This is a genomic window from Symmachiella macrocystis (genome assembly GCF_007860075.1).
Classification (GTDB): Bacteria; Planctomycetota; Planctomycetia; order Planctomycetales; family Planctomycetaceae; genus Symmachiella; species Symmachiella macrocystis.
On the sequence record NZ_SJPP01000003.1, the window covers coordinates 921978 to 937501 of the forward strand.

General features: G+C 54.8%; 9 protein-coding genes. 8 read left to right on the forward strand and 1 reads right to left on the reverse strand.

Annotated features, from left to right (window positions below):
- Position 1: 1 nt before the first annotated feature.
- From CA54_RS27045 to CA54_RS27080, 8 genes are all read left to right on the forward strand, one after another.
- A complete protein-coding gene (locus CA54_RS27045; protein WP_146374089.1) occupies positions 2-1492 on the forward strand; it encodes a DUF1570 domain-containing protein in 1491 nt (496 codons plus the stop codon).
- A 145-nt stretch (positions 1493-1637) separates the two neighbouring features.
- Positions 1638-2258, forward strand: coding sequence for a SecDF P1 head subdomain-containing protein (locus CA54_RS27050; protein WP_146374090.1), 621 nt, complete (start codon positions 1638-1640; stop codon positions 2256-2258).
- An 8-nt stretch (positions 2259-2266) separates the two neighbouring features.
- Positions 2267-4519 carry a GH92 family glycosyl hydrolase gene (locus CA54_RS27055; protein ID WP_197532871.1) on the forward strand — a complete coding sequence of 751 codons (2253 nt, stop codon included), beginning with the start codon at positions 2267-2269 and terminating at the stop codon, positions 4517-4519.
- A gap of 56 nt (positions 4520-4575) precedes the next feature.
- Positions 4576-6366: a hypothetical protein gene (locus CA54_RS27060; RefSeq protein ID WP_146374092.1), complete on the forward strand. Its 1791-nt coding sequence runs from the start codon at positions 4576-4578 to the stop codon at positions 6364-6366.
- Positions 6367-6493: 127 nt separating this feature from the next.
- The gene (locus tag CA54_RS27065) at positions 6494-7201 is read left to right on the forward strand and encodes a response regulator transcription factor (RefSeq protein WP_146374093.1); all 708 of its coding nucleotides are present in this window, start codon (positions 6494-6496) and stop codon (positions 7199-7201) included.
- Positions 7198-8490 (forward strand): ATP-binding protein, encoded by a 1293-nt coding sequence (locus tag CA54_RS27070; protein WP_146374094.1) that lies wholly within the window; start codon positions 7198-7200, stop codon positions 8488-8490. Before CA54_RS27065 ends, CA54_RS27070 begins: the two co-directional genes overlap by 4 nt.
- A gap of 342 nt (positions 8491-8832) precedes the next feature.
- Positions 8833-10923: a redoxin domain-containing protein gene (locus CA54_RS27075; RefSeq protein ID WP_197532872.1), complete on the forward strand. Its 2091-nt coding sequence runs from the start codon at positions 8833-8835 to the stop codon at positions 10921-10923.
- A 299-nt stretch (positions 10924-11222) separates the two neighbouring features.
- Positions 11223-12992 carry a PhoPQ-activated pathogenicity-related family protein gene (locus CA54_RS27080; protein WP_146374096.1) on the forward strand — a complete coding sequence of 590 codons (1770 nt, stop codon included), beginning with the start codon at positions 11223-11225 and terminating at the stop codon, positions 12990-12992.
- Positions 12993-13093: 101 nt separating this feature from the next.
- Here the strand turns inward: CA54_RS27080 and pheT are convergent, their stop codons facing one another.
- Positions 13094-15115 carry a phenylalanine--tRNA ligase subunit beta gene (gene pheT / locus CA54_RS27085; protein ID WP_146374097.1) on the reverse strand — a complete coding sequence of 674 codons (2022 nt, stop codon included), beginning with the start codon at positions 15113-15115 and terminating at the stop codon, positions 13094-13096.
- Positions 15116-15524: the final 409 nt, after the last annotated feature.

Consider the following 15524-nt stretch of genomic DNA (forward strand, 5'->3'; position numbering starts at 1 on the left):
CATGTTCCGGCGACATCAACTACTTTTGATTGCGACCGCATTGTTGTTGCTGTCATGGCCTCAGCCGTCTGTACGAGCCGACTTTCTGGAAGTCCGAGTTCCCGGTTCAAACCTCACCATCGTCCTGGAAGGCCGAGTGCAAAAGGGCCGCACCGTGCGGTTGTCGCACAAATTCGGCACGCTGTACTTTGACAACAACGACGTTACGGAGGTTTATGAAGTCCCCTCAAACACCGCTCTCTTTGGACGCATGGCGGCCAAGGCCCGAGCGGACAAGGATGCCGATGCCTTGTTCGCTGCGGCCAAATGGGCGTTGAAACATGCATTGCTGCATCAATTCTATCAGGGGATCGATCAAACACTGGACATCGACCCCGACCATCCCGCCGCCCTGCGTGCCAAAGCACTGAAGGAACAAATTGACGTTCCCTTGCCCGAATCGGATGAGGAAGAAGAGCGCCTGAAGAGCATCTTGAATCGACCGAATTTCAATGTCGAACGCAGCAATCATTTCATCCTGCTGCATGACACCAATCCTGCCGGGGAAATGCTCAAAATCGCCAACGCGCGCCGCCGTCCCCCCCGCGCTAAAGAACGTCTACGGTTGCTGGAAGACGTTTACGAAACGTTCCTGTTCATGTTCATCGTCGAAGGGATCGAAATTGACATCCCTCAGGAACGCTTGCAGGTACTATTGTTTAAGGAAAACCAGGATTATCTGGACTTTTCCAAGTCGCTGAACCCCGCACTGGCCAGCGCGGTCGGATTCTGGGATCCCACGCGTAACGTCAGCGTATTCTACGACAATGCCACTGACGAGTTGTACGAAGCGGTGCAGGACTCGATGGAGAAGCTCCAAGAGCAAAAAGAACAGGCAGTGAGAAATCGCAGCCGGGCCGCCAAAACAATCGTCCGCAATACAAATACCTTGCAGGTGATGTTTTCCGCTGCTCAGGAGCGTTCTGACATCAAAGTCGTGACCCATGAGGCAACGCATCAACTCGCAGGGAACACGGGTTTGCTGCCGCGACATGTCCGCATTCCCAATTGGGCGCACGAAGGGTTGGCCACCTATTTCGAAGCGCCCGCCGAAGCGACCTGGAGCGGCGTAGGGGCTGTGAATAAAGACCGATTGGACAAGTACCGTGCACTCGCCGAGGATGTGGATCACTCCAACATCGATTTTATCGTTACCGACCAAATCTTTATGCTGGCCGGTTCGCACAATGCTCGGCTACACGCCTATGGGCAAGCGTGGGCGCTGACACATTTTCTGATGGAAAAGCACTTTCAAGAATTTGTAAAATACTATGCTCTGCTGGCGCAGATGCCACCGGACATCACACTCAACCCCGACGTCCTGTTGGAGATTTTTGATCGAGCTTTTGGTGAGGATCGCAAGGCGATGACGTTGGAATGGCGGACCTATATGCGCGAGCTGAAAACCGATTTCGAAATCGCCACCGAGAAGGAAAAAGACGACGACGAATAACCCGCACCGTCCTAGGCAACCAACCTGGGGATCATGCTGTGGTGTCGACAGAGATTGCATTCCCAAAGCGTCTGTCAAACGTCTCCTCGCTGCTGAGCAAAGCCGTCGGCAGGGGTTTCTCTCTGTGAGCGACTGGAACCAAGTTATGATTCTCAGCCGCATTGTCCTCTTGGCCATAACATTATTACTGCTCTGCGGGTGCAATCGCCCGGTCCGTTTGACGCCCGGCACGTTTGCGATGTGCATTGCCGCCAATGAAGCGGACCACCTGGAGATCATTGCCTTGGCCAAGGAGACACCCGGCGCGATCGTGCTCAAAGACGGCGAAATTGTCGGCGAGTGGCTTCAAGTAGCGGCTAATAGCCTTGCCAGCCAGCAAATCGATGAAACCGATGATTTCATTGTTCGCGAAGAAAACAGCGTCAGGGAAGTGTTGGTCGTACATAGCCAGTTTGATCTGACGGAAAGTTATATCCGCACGGCCACGCTTTCGGATGAAGCCATTAGCGACGGCCATCCGCAGGTAAAAATCACAATCAGTGCCGCAGGGGCACAACTGGCTCATGAGTTGTTGAGTTCGAATGCCCCGGACTATCTGAACGAACTGTTTCGCAATGTGGCTATGGTTGTGCGCGGGCAGGTTTTTGAGTTGCCTCGCTTGGAAACTGAAATTGGCTCTCGTTTCGTCATCAGCACAACCGCACCGGAAAATGCCGCATACATCGTCGCCATCTTAAACGGAAAGGTTCAGCAACCACCGCAATGAACACATTGATGAAACGACTCGCCCTCGGGGCACTCTTGCTCTGCTTTATCCCACCCGTATGTGCCGACGATCCTGATCCAGCGCGTCCTGTACAGTTGGTGGACCCGTTTATTAGTACCGGCGGGAATCGATACGTTTGCGGCAATAATTCTCCCGGGGCTAACGTTCCCTTTGGCGTAGTCCGGTTGAGCCCCGATACGATCTCAGCGTTTGGGGCGACGGCGACAAATATGTCGGGCTATTTTTATCACGATCCCGCAATTTTGGGATTCAGCCACACGCGACTGTGCGGCACCGGAGCCGTCGATGGGGGACACTTTCGCGTGATGCCGGGGGTGGTCGCCAAGCCAGAGAAAAACGTGTTGCGCAATCCGCAACTCAACTTCGATCATGAACAAGAATCAGCGTCGCCGGGGTATTACTCTGTGACGTTCCCGTCTATTGCTGTCAAAGCAGAATTAACAGCGACGCAGCGAGTGGGATTGCATCGCTACACATTCCCCGCCGGCGCCGTTCCGCGGATTTCCCTGGATGTCGGCAGCGCGTTGGGCCGCGGGCGCAGCGAAGCGTGTGAATTGCATCTGCTCCCTGCTGCCAATGAGATCACCGGCACTGCTCGGACATTCGGGTCCTTCTCGGGACGTTATGGCGGACTGCAGGTGTATTTTGTGGCAAGGTTTCGCCGCGGCTGGGAAAACGTCGAGACTTGGTCCGGCGAGAAACTCACGTCCGACCAGACCAATGTCGTCGGCGATGATATCGGCGCAGGATTCACCTTTGCCGCAGCGAAAGAGCAACAAACCATCGAATTCGCGGTCGCGCTGTCGCACGTCAGCATCGAAAACGCCCGCGAGAACCTAGACCAGGAATTGGCACAGCAAAGTTTCGACGACATCCGCACCGCCGCCGCCAACAAGTGGAATACCCTGCTCTCCAAAGTACAAATCGAAGGGGGCAGCCCGGCGGATCGGGAGATATTTTACACAGCGCTGTATCACGCGATGATCATGCCCACGGTTTTCAACGATGTGAACGGGCAATATCTCGGCTTTGATAAACAAATTCACCAAACCGACGGGTTCGAGTACTACACTGACATGTCGCTGTGGGATACGTTCCGCACGACGCACCCGCTGTACACGTTACTCACGCCCGAGCGGCACCGCGATATGCTAGTTTCACTGGTCAAAATGGCCGAACAGGGAGGCAATCTTCCCCGCTGGCCGTCGGGTGCCGGTTACACGAATTCCATGTTCGGCGCGCCGGCGGAGGTCGCGATTGTGGAGGCCTACCTCAAAGGCATTCGCGATTTTGATGTGGAAACCGCTTACCGCGTGATGCGCAAAGCTGCACTGGAACCCGCTCCTAAAGGAGCTGCGTATTCTGGGCGGCGAGGGATCACCGACTATGTCAAATATGGCTATTGCCCCTCGGATAAGATGAGCCAAGCAGTCGCCAAGACTTTGGAATATGCCAGCACCGACGCCGCCATCGTCCGTTTGGCAGCAGAGTTGGGCCATGAAAAAGATGCCGCTTTATTCGCCAAACGCGGACAAAACTATCGCAACTTATGGAATCCAGAAACGGAATACTTTCAACCACGCGATGCCCAGGGAGAGTTTTCGACGCCGCTGCGTCCGTTGTTGCTCACCTATGTCGACATCGGCGGGAAATTTACCGACGACTATGCCGAAGGTAGCGCGCTGCAATGGCGGTGGGCCGTCTCGCATGATGCCGCCGGGTTGGTGTCGCTTTTCTCCAGCAAAGAAAAGTTCGTCAAGGAACTGGAAGCCTTCTTCGCCGGATCGGTCCCACAAGTCGGCGCGCTGCCCAACGGATATTATTGGCAGGGCAATCAGCCCGACATTCATGCGGTCTACCTTTTTAATGCCGCCGGGCGACCTGATTTGACGCAAAAGTGGGTGCGGTGGATCCTGAAACACAAACACGGGGACGGTCCCAACGGCCTTGACGGCAACGACGATGGCGGGACGTTGTCAGCCTGGTATGTATTGAGTTCACTCGGTTTTTATCCTGTTGTCGGCACCGACCGTTACGAATTGGGCAGTCCGCTTTGGAAACGGGCGGTTTTGCAAATCGGCGATCAACCATTGGAGATCATTGCCGAGAATTACGCACCGGAGCGTGTCTACGTTGAACGTGTGGAACTCAATGGCAAGCCACTGGATCGATGGTGGATCGCGCATCATGAGATCCAAAACGGGGGGACGTTGAAATTTGTGATGAGCGACAAACCTTAAGGACAGCGCAGCCGCTGTATATCAAGCAAAAATAATTGAGCACCATGGAGAGCATTGTGAGTAATCGGATTTTTTCAGCAGGACTGCTGGCAATTTTTCTTGGATGTTGCCCCTGCGCTTTGCTATCAGCGGCCGAGAGTGATGAAGCGATCTTTCTCACCGATATGTCCCGCTGCGAACCGGCGGCGGCATTGGCCAGTGAGCCGGAGCCGGGAAAATGGCGGTTGATCCCCTATGCGACCGCTGAACACAAAGGCATCATGCTGGGCGCCGGGTCGTTTGTTGAGGCCCCTGAAGTGCGGTTACCCATCGAAGTCGACGGTTGGTTCGATGTCGTGCTGGGTATCTGGAATCCCAAAGTCATGTACGACGGCCAACCGATCATCAAGGCGCGGCTTGGGAGCCGGCCAATCTTTCAACAGATTCATCCGGGAAACAGTCCGGGATTGCAAAACGCGACCTTTCTCGAAGAAGTTTCGCTCTGCCGGGCGGATCTATCCGATGAAACCTCTATCGCTTTTGCCAAGTCCAACGGATTACAGCCGCACAGTGCGTATCTCGCTTATGTGAAACTCGTGCCTTTGAGTCCGGCACAAGTGGAGGCGGAGAAATCGCGGCGGCAGGATGAGTCGCGAAAGAATCTGGTGGCCACGTTCGATGGTTCGTCCATTTTTCATTTCAGCGATGTTTCGACAACCGACCATCTGTTGGAATGGGTCGAAAAGCTGCGTGATTCCGACACCAAGAAAGTCCTGTGGGCCGTGACGTACGGCGATCGCACCGGTTTTCCCACCAAAAATCCCGACCTGACTTATCTAGGAAATGACGACCTGTTCTTGGAGTCGCCGTTGACGTTTGGGAACAACTATCAACGCGGCCAACGGCAGATGCAACAGTTCTTTAAGCAGTGCGCAGCGGAGGGAATCGTCCCGCAACAATTATTGGCCGAGCACGCGCACAAGCTGGGGATGAAATTCGATCTGATGTACCGGATCGGAATTTTGGGTGGGATTGGAATGATGGAAGCCCACAAAAACAACTTTGTTCAAAAGCATCCCGAAGTGCGACAAGTCACGCGCGATGGTCGACCGCTTCAAAAAGCCAGCCTCGCGTTTCCGCAGGTCCAACAATTGATCCTGGACCAGATCGACGAAAGCTGCCGGTTGATTGATGCGGACGGCATCAATCTGTGCTTTGTCCGCGGACCACATTTCCTGTTGTGGGAGCAACCGGTGCGTGCAGCCTTTGAAAAGAAATACGGCGTCTCGTCCCAAGATGTCGCTGAGGACGATCCGCGCATTGATGTGGTGCGTGCGGAAATCATGACGAGTTTCCTCAAACGAGTCCGCGCCAAATTGGAAGAAGTGGGCAAGTCGCAAGGCAAAAACCTGACGTTATCGGTCTGGGTTTGGCCACACGATCAGGGTGTTTGGCTGGGAGGGCGTCCGCTGGATGAAGGATTGGATGTGGCGGAGTGGATCAAATTGGACTTGTTGGATAGCGTGATTTGTCAAGAAGGCGTTGATAAAACTTATATCCAACTCGGCAAGCAACACGGGTGCGAGTTTGTATTGTTCACCGGTTACCGCGGCAATAAGGCGATGTCGCCGACGTCGTTAGTCGATGCGTACCAAAAAGGCGCGACAACTTTTGCGTGTTGGGATATCGATGCCTATCAAAATGGTCCAGAAACGTGGCAGTGGCTGCAGCAAACCGGGAACCGCGCCGCCTTACAAAAGCTGAAGGATCAACCAGAATTGCTGAAGCGCCCCCGGTTTCCGCTCATAGAGATCAACGGCAACCGTGTCGATGCGGGGTTGGTTGATGCGGTCTACTCGGGTGGATAGGTGAACATACCAGTATCGAAAACAATTCAGGCATCATGCCCAAAATGACGAGCCAAGACAAGAAATTCGTGGGTTATTTGATTTTGGTACTGGGCATCCGGGGCGGCGGTGTTGTATTTTCTAAGTCATGAACGCAAACAACGCTCCCCAAATCCTGCTCGTTGAAGATGATGCCGCCTTGGCGGAGATCGTTGCCGATTTTCTCGTCTCTCATGGATTCGAAGTCACCACCGAAGCGCGGGGCGACACGGCGGTCGGACGTATCATTTCCGAACTGCCCGCTGCCGTAATACTGGATGTGAACCTGCCCGGCCTGGATGGTTTTTCGGTCTGCCGGGAAGTGCGGTCCGCTTATCCGGGACCGATTATGATTCTCACCGCCCGCGGCAGTGAGATCGACGAGGTGATTGGGCTTGAGGTCGGCGCTGACGATTACATGGCCAAACCGGTCCGTCCCCGGGCATTGTTGGCGCGGTTGCAATCGTTGTTGCGCCGCGGCATTGCGAGCATCGCGGGGGATGCACCCCCGCATAAAATTCAATTGGGGCAGTTGGTCGTCGATGAGGCCAATCGCGCCGTTCAGATCGAGGGAACTGCCCTGGACCTGACGACTGCGGAATTCGACTTGTTGTTACTGCTGGCAAAAAATGCCGGCAAGGTCCTCAGTCGTAATGACATCTACGAACAGATTCATGGTGTCAAATTCGATGGCGTCGATCGTTCAATCGATTTGCGAATTTCGCGACTGCGGAAAAAACTGGGGGACGACCCGACGAATCCCGAACGAATCAAATCGGTACGAGGAGTCGGCTATATTCTGCCGTTAAATCAATGACTCGATTATTCATCCGGTTTTATCTGGGCGTGCTGTTCATTTTGTTTACAGCCTGGTTCGTGCAATTGACCGTCGTGCGTCAGCGGTCCGATGAGCGCAATGAGGGTGTGGTCGAACGTGCGCTAGGGGGCGGACTGCGGATGGTTCGTGAGCAACTCGATCAAACGCTGCCGGGTGAAATGGATGCTGCATTGCAGGCAATCGGTCAGGAATTCGAGTATCCGGTCCAAATCCTCGACATCGAATCCGGCGCGTTTTCGAATGACGAACGAACCCGGTTACAACGCTTTGATGAAATCGTGTTTTACTCACACGACGGCGCCAATGTCGCCACTCCCCTCTCCAATAAGCAACAGGTCGTCTCGCTCGGCCCGCTTCCTAGTTTCGTTGGCCCCAGCCAGACTGATGTTGTTGTGGGACTGGGAGTCATCCTCTCCTTGGCGGCGTTGGCGATCGCCGTGCTCTTGCGACCGGTCGCGCGCCAGTTGCGTGAAGTCGAACGAACAGCGACCGCCATTGCCGAAGGCAACCTATCGGCTCGGATCGATCCCCAGCGCGTTCCCAAAGGCAAGCATCTTGCCAGCGCCTTCAACTCAATGGCCGATCGCATGGAAGCATTGCTCAGAACGCAACGGGAACTCCTGCAAGCGGTCTCCCACGAATTCCGCACCCCCCTGGCACGGATTCGCTTTGCCATCGACCTGATTGGCACCGCCAAGACCGATGAGGAACGGCGACTGCGTCTGGAGACCGTCGATGCGGCCACCGAAGAGTTGGATCAGCTAGTCGAGGAACTGTTGAGTTATGTCAGAATGGAAACGACCGAATCTCCTCTGGAACTACAGTCAAACGCATTACCCGAAGCCGTGGAGACGTTGCTGGAACGACAAGCGACGCTGTTTCCCGACATCGAATTCGATGTCGACCAGCTCAAGCAAAACAACATCGTCGTCCGGGCTGACACGAGCGGATTACAACGGGTTCTCGGCAATTTGATCGACAACGCCTGCCGTTTTGCGAATCACCGAGTCCGCATCCAGGCCACGCGTGAGGAAGGGTGTATCGCCATCGATATCGAGGATGACGGTGGCGGAATTCCCGAATCAGACCGGCCGCACGTCTTACAACCATTTGTACGGTTAGACAACCAGAATGAACTTAGCGACCATCGCGGCGTGGGGCTGGGACTCGCGCTGGTCAATCGTATCGTCACCAGTCATGACGGCCGGATAGAAATCGACAAAAGCGACCTCGGCGGCTGCCGTATCCGCACCACATGGCCCCATTGATCCCCTGTCGTGAGGTCAAAAGGAGACCCGGGCCACAGCAGCATTGGCAATCATTGCCAATTCACGTGCGGCTCTGCGGTATTCGGATACATTTCGATACATTGTCGATACAAAAACGCAACTGACAGGCCGGAAGATCTCCTCTACAGTACGATAGAACGAGACGCAATTCCCGCCTGCCGAGTGGACTTCGGTAGGCGGGAGCGACTCTAGCGTTTTCTGCGACAAATCGATTCAAAACCCTCCGGCGCGTCCCTCGAACATTGATCTGCACGTTTCGAGAACGATCGCCACTAGGTTTTGAAACGGGTTCTAAGCTGAGGAGCCGAAATGGGAAATTTGATGTCAATGCGTTTATGGCTGTGCCTTGTTGCAGTCGCGATCTGCGTTCCCGCATTAGGAGCCGAATCAGCACCCGCAAAATTGGTCGAGGATTTCAAACTTCGCAGCCATCTGGGTCGTGAATGGTCGCTGAGTGACTTTGCCGACAAAAAAGTAGTCGTCATCACATTCCTGGGAACCGAATGTCCCCTCGCGAAGTTGTATGGCCCGCGGCTGACCGAACTGCAGCAGCAATTCGCCGACCAAAGCGTCGCCTTTATCGGCATCAACTCCAATACACAGGACAGCAACACAGAGTTAAGCAACTACGCCGAGCGGTATAAAATTCGCTTTCCCTTGTTGAAGGACGTCGGCAATCACGTCGCGGATGCAATGCAAGCGGAGCGGACGCCCGAGGTGTTCGTGCTCGATGAGGATCGCAAGGTCCGCTATCACGGCCGCATCGACAATCAATACGGCGTGGGCGTATCGCGTGACACCGTCCAGCGGCACCATGTGGCGGTCGCTGTCGAAGAATTGCTGGCCGGCAAACCGGTCTCTTTGCCGAAAACGAAACCGGTCGGTTGTTATATCGGTCGGGTTAAAAAATCCAAACCGACCGGCGAAATCACCTACTCGAATCACATTGCCGCCATCTTCAACAAGCGGTGTGTGGAATGCCATCGTGACGGCGAAATCGCACCGTTCCCATTGACCAGCTACGATGACGTCATCGGTTGGGAAGAGACCATTGTTGAGGTCATCGAAGATCAGCGTATGCCGCCGTGGTTCGCAAATCCTGCTCACGGTGAATTCCGTAACGATGCCCGCCTGAGCGAAGAGGAAAAGTCGCTGATTTACAAATGGGTCAAAAACGGCATGCCCGCAGGAGATCCTGCCAAGCTGCCTGCTCCGCCAAAATTCAGCGAGGGATGGCGAATTCCAAAGCCGGATCAAGTCTTTCACATGCGTGAGGAACCATTCACCGTGCCGGCGCAAGGCGTTGTGGATTACCAATACTTCGTGGTGGAAACTGGCTGGGACGAGGACAAATACATCTATGCCGCCGAAGCTCGCCCCGACAACACCTCGGTCGTCCATCACATCCTGGTCTATATCATCCCGCCCGGCGAACGCGCGAAATCCGACGCGCGCGACGTGCTCGTGGGTTATGCCCCGGGGAGTACACCGGTGCAATTACGAGACGGTATCGCCCTGAAAGTACCTGTCGGCAGTCGATTGCTGTTCCAAATGCACTATACACCCAACGGTTACGAACAACACGACCGCAGCTATGCGGGAGTCTGTTTCATTGACAAAAAGGACGTCACCAAATTGCGGAAAGGGCGACTGGCAATCAATACCAGATTTCGAATCCCCCCCAATACGGACAATCACTCTGTGACCGCGGACTATCAATTCCATCGCGACGAATCCCTACTGGCCATGACGCCGCACATGCATCTACGCGGCAAGGCGTTTCGCTATGAAGCGATCTACCCTGACGGCAAAAAGGAAGTGCTGCTCGATGTGCCCAAGTATGATTTCAATTGGCAACTCAAGTACATCCTCGACAAACCAAAGCGTATCCCGAAGGGGACCACGATTCACTGCACAGCCTTGTTCGACAATTCCAAGGAGAATCCCGCCAATCCCGATCCCAACAAAAAGGTCCGCTGGGGAGATCAAAGCTGGGAGGAAATGATGATCGGATTCTTCGATACCATCCCCATCGAAGACAACAAGCAGCCGAAGCTCAGCAAAAACGTCGAGATTGACCCCACGGGCGAATGGAGTTGGGAACGCAGCGTGGGACTGAAGAAGGTCGAAGAATCATTATCGCTCAAACTCGAAGACAACAAATTATCGGGCGTACTGAATACTCAGAACGGACCGATTGAGATTGAAGACGCGGTCATCGACGGCCGCCGGATTACGTTTCAGGTGAAACCGGCGCAATTTCGCGGCGCGGTTCTGGGCTTCGATGCGCAAATCGACACGGCTGAAATCAAAGGCCAAGCGACTTTCACGATCGAGAAAGTTGGCAAATCACAGTCATTCCCCTGGGTGGCGCGCCGCTCGGAGAATTCCGACAAAAAATCCAACAAATAACATCTACAGAAGCGTAGTTCTGGGAACAAATTGTTCCACAGGCAATCAAGCGACTCGTGTAGAGAAGCTTCAGAAGCAAAGAAACTATTGCGCACGCTAGTTTTTCCCTGCATCTGAAGCGACTCTCCTCGAGTTCTTTGCTTTCCTCGGCTTGCCAATTCAAAATACGAACATTCCCTATGAAGTTTCGCGGCATCAGCATTTGATTTTCATCCGGCGCCGTTTATCCTTAAAAGAAACAGCGTCCACAATTTCCAGGGTATTCTCCTACAACACTCGTGACTATTTCGAAAGACAGCATGCACATCACACCAGAAGAGCAGCCGTTCGCTCCGCAGTCGGGTTTTGCCCGATCAGCAAATTTCACGAAACCATTCTCAAGCGCGCTCCATGGACTGCGACAACCGTTTGCCTTGTCTGGCATTTTGGCCTGCGCGTTGCTACTGGTGAGCAGCGGTGTTGGTCTTGCCGCTGAGCCACTGCCCGCGCGGACCGCGCTGGATGATTATGTCGAAAAGCCCGATGACAGTTACAGTTGGAAAGTCGTCGAGCATGACAAGGTCAAGGGCATGCAGACCTTTGTGCTCGACATGGTCTCACAAAACTGGCGGACGAAGGACGACGTCAATCGCACCGAATGGCAACATTGGGTCACGGTCGCCGTTCCGGATAAGATTAAGTCGAACGTAGGCTTCATGTGGATTGGCGGCGGACGCAATGGCGGGGATCCTCCCAAAGGTCCTTCGGAACGGGTCATCCAAATCGCCAAGGCAACACAAACCGTCGTCGCCGAAGTACACATGATCCCCAATCAGACTCTCGTCTTTCACAAAGATGGCAAACGTCGCGTCGAAGACGATCTGATCGCTTACACCTGGGTAAAATTCTTGGAAACGGGCGACGCCACCTGGCCCGCACGCAATCCGATGGTCAAGAGTGTCGTCCGCGCTATGGATGCCGTCACCGAACTACTAGCTTCCGACGAAGGGGGCAAGCGGAAAGTCGATGAATACTTCGTCGCCGGCGGCTCCAAGCGGGGTTGGACAACTTGGTTGGTGGGTGCGGTCGACAAACGCGTCGTCGGCATTGCCCCGATCGTGATCGACATTTTAAATCTCGAAAAATCGATGAACCATCACTTCTCCTGCTACGGTTTCTTTTCACCGTCGGTCGGCGATTACGTCGCGCACAAACTGATGCGGATGGGTGATCATCCCCGCATCGCCGCCCTGCACGGGTTGGTTGACCCGTATAGTTATCGACATCGTTTGACGATGCCCAAATACGTCATCAACGGAGCGGGAGACCAATACTTTCCTCCCGACTTGTCACGGTATTACTTCGACGAATTGACCGGCGAGAAGTACCTAAGGTATGTTCCCAACACAGACCACTCCCTGCGAGGCACCGATGCTGTCGAAAGTTTGATCGCCTTCTATTTGACCGTTTTGGCCAAAGAGGAGGGACCGAAGTTTTCCTGGAAGCGGACTGCTGAAAACACGATCGAGATCAAAACCGTCGACAAACCGGAAAAAGTCCTGCTCTGGCAAGCCACGAACCCCAAAGGCCGTGACTTCCGCATCGAGAGTGTGGGACCGATCTACACCAGCACCGAACTCAAGGACCAGGGAGACGGCGTTTACGTCGCCCACGTCGAGACTCCCGAAGAAGGTTGGACGGCGTTCTTTGCAGAGTTGACCTACAACGTCGGCAAGCCGGTGCCACTGATTGTCACCACCAACGTCGGCATCACACCCGATACGTTCCCGTTTGCCGACAAAGACCAGACATTGCCGACATCGCTGACGCTGAAATTCATCGCCCCCAATCAGCAAGCGATCGACACCATCAAAAAAGCCATGAGCTCCCCACAGATGAAAGCGGTCGGCGACGATCCGCGATTGAAGGTCGATGAAAAAACCGACAAGGGACTGGTCGTTACCTTCAATTGGGTTCCCAAGGGAGAATGGGATGACGGGGCTCGGTCCATCGCCGATTATCTGAAAAACTTGGGCTGCGACGGCTTCCAGTACCAACTCGAATCCGGCCGGCCGTTTGGCGATAAATAGTAAATTGAAAATGGTTGAGCAAAAAGAATCGGGCCCCCAAGCGAACGTTTGGGGGCCCGATTTTTGTATCCGTAGGTCATGGTGTGCATGACACACTTGGCTCAGCCGCGCAGTTCCGCTCCCAATTGCTCCCGGCAGGCGGCGATCACCGCTTGTTGCGAGACATCGACTTCTTCGGCCGTTAGCGTACGGTCTGCTGCGCGGTAGCGTGCCGTGAGCAAGTAGCTCTTTTTCCCGGTCGGGATTTGCTTGCCGCGGAATTGGCTGTCGAATCGCAAATCTTCCAACAGCGGGCCGGCAGCCGCTTTGACGGTTTGTGCGACCTGCTGCCAGGTCGTCGCATCGTCCAGAATGAAATTCAAGTCACGGTCACTGGACGGATATTGCGGCGTGGGGACGAATTGCGGGGTGAGGTCCGCTGTGCGGTCCAACATGCCGAAATCCAACTCTGCCACCGTCACATCGTCGCGCAGATTCAACTTGTCTTTAATATCGGCGGCGATTTCTCCCAGCCAACCCCACAACTGGCCATTGAGCAAGACCTCACAGCCCCGCCCTGCGGCGAAACTCGGTAGCTCACACGGACGAACTTCGACCAGCGACTGGTGATTCACCGCCTTGGCCAACAACTCCACGATGCCCTTCACATCGAAAAAGGAATCGCCGCTAACCAGTGACAGCCGTGTCGGCTCCCCACTTCGATCGCCCGGAGAAGCGGCCAGATAGACGTTGGAGATTTCATACAACCGTGCATTGAACGTGCCGCGTTTTTCATTTTCGCGGCGCGATTGCAGCAAACTGGGAATCAGACTTTGCCGCAAGATGTTTTCCCGTTTGCGCGACGAATGCTCCACGCGCAGCGGTTCGCCGTCGCCGGTCGGGCGGAACAGCCCTAGCAAATCGTCGTCGACAAAGGTCATCGTGATCGACTCGAAATAACCGTTGCCGTTGAGCGCGTTGTGTACGCGGTCGGCGACACGGTCGAAGACCCGCTTGCTGCTGGCGGTCAGCGGCACGAGCACGTCTTCGGGAATCTGTTCGTAACCATAAATGCGGGCGACCTCTTCAATCAGGTCGATTTCCCGTGTCAAATCACGCCGCCAGGAAGGCGGAACGAATCGACAGGAGGCGGCGCTCGCTTCGCCCTGCAGTTCCAATCCCAAGTCAGTGAGAATGCGGACCACCTCGTTTGGTTCGACGTCGATTCCCAAGATTCGCGAAATTTGCGCGAAACGCAATTCGACCGGATCGCTGTTCGGCGTCCGCCCCGCACCGGCAACCACGGCTCCTTCCAGCAGTTCCCCACCGGCCAGTTCCAAAATCAATTCCGCACAGCGACGACTCGCCCAGTCCATGCCGTGAGGGTCGACGCCGCGTTCGAATCGATACGACGAGTCGCTATGCAGATTCAGTACGCGGGCAGTGTTGCGAATCGACAGCGGGCGGAAATCAGCAACTTCGATGAGTACGTTGGTCGTCGCGGCGCTGATCTCGGTTTCCAATCCCCCCATCACGCCGGCAATGGCCACCGGTCGGTCGGCGTCGGCGATGACGCACATCTCCGGCTGCAGTTCATAATCGCGTTGGTCGATCGCCGTCAGTTTTTCCCCCGGCTGCGCGCGGCGAACGACAATCCGGCCTTCGTGTAGCTTATCCATGTCGAATGTGTGCAGCGGCTGTCCGCACTCCATCAACACGTAGTTCGAGATATCGACGATGTTGTTGATCGGCCGAATACCGAGTGTCTCCAACCGGCTCTTCAGCCAATCCGGACTCTCCGCCACTTTTACGCCCCGCACGACGCGGGCGATATATTGCGGGCACAGATCGTCACATTCGATCTCCACAGACGTCGCCTCGGCCGTTTTGGCCGCCGATTCACTCGGTTGGGCGTCGGGAATGGTGATTGGTTTGTCGTACAGCGCCGCAATTTCGCGAGCCACGCCGAGATGCCCCAGGCAATCGGGGCGATTGCTGGTGACCTCCAGATCGATCCCCAAATCATCGGGAAACGCCTCGGTCCCTTCGAGGTTCAAACCAGAGAGAGTCAACTTGTCGGTCAAATCATCGGCCGACATCTCGAGGGGAACGTATTCTTTTAACCAATTCCAACTGACGATCATGATTTTAGGCCGTGGGCTTTAGGCTGTAGACTGTAGGTTTGGCCGATCCAAGCAACTCCGCCAGCGGGCGGGGAGCGGCGAATGAGCTACTTTATCGGGTCATTGGCTGCTGAACAATGGACTCGATTCAAGTCGTCTTGTGTCGGGGGGTAGTGAATTTGGCTGCCAAGACAGGGTGAAATCGTGCTGAACTCTCACTTGATCGGTATCAAATGGCAGAAAACCAATAATCCCGGATCCTGCACAACTCTTGAAGAATTGACGCAAGTGTGTTAAGAGTCGGGATTCAATTGTTTTTCGGTAGAACACAACAGAAGCTGGCGGAGGAGCGATTCGCGAATGGGTACGAAGAAGACAGGCAAAGGTCGGCGGAAAATCGGGCGAAAAAAACGGCGTATGCGTAGCAAGA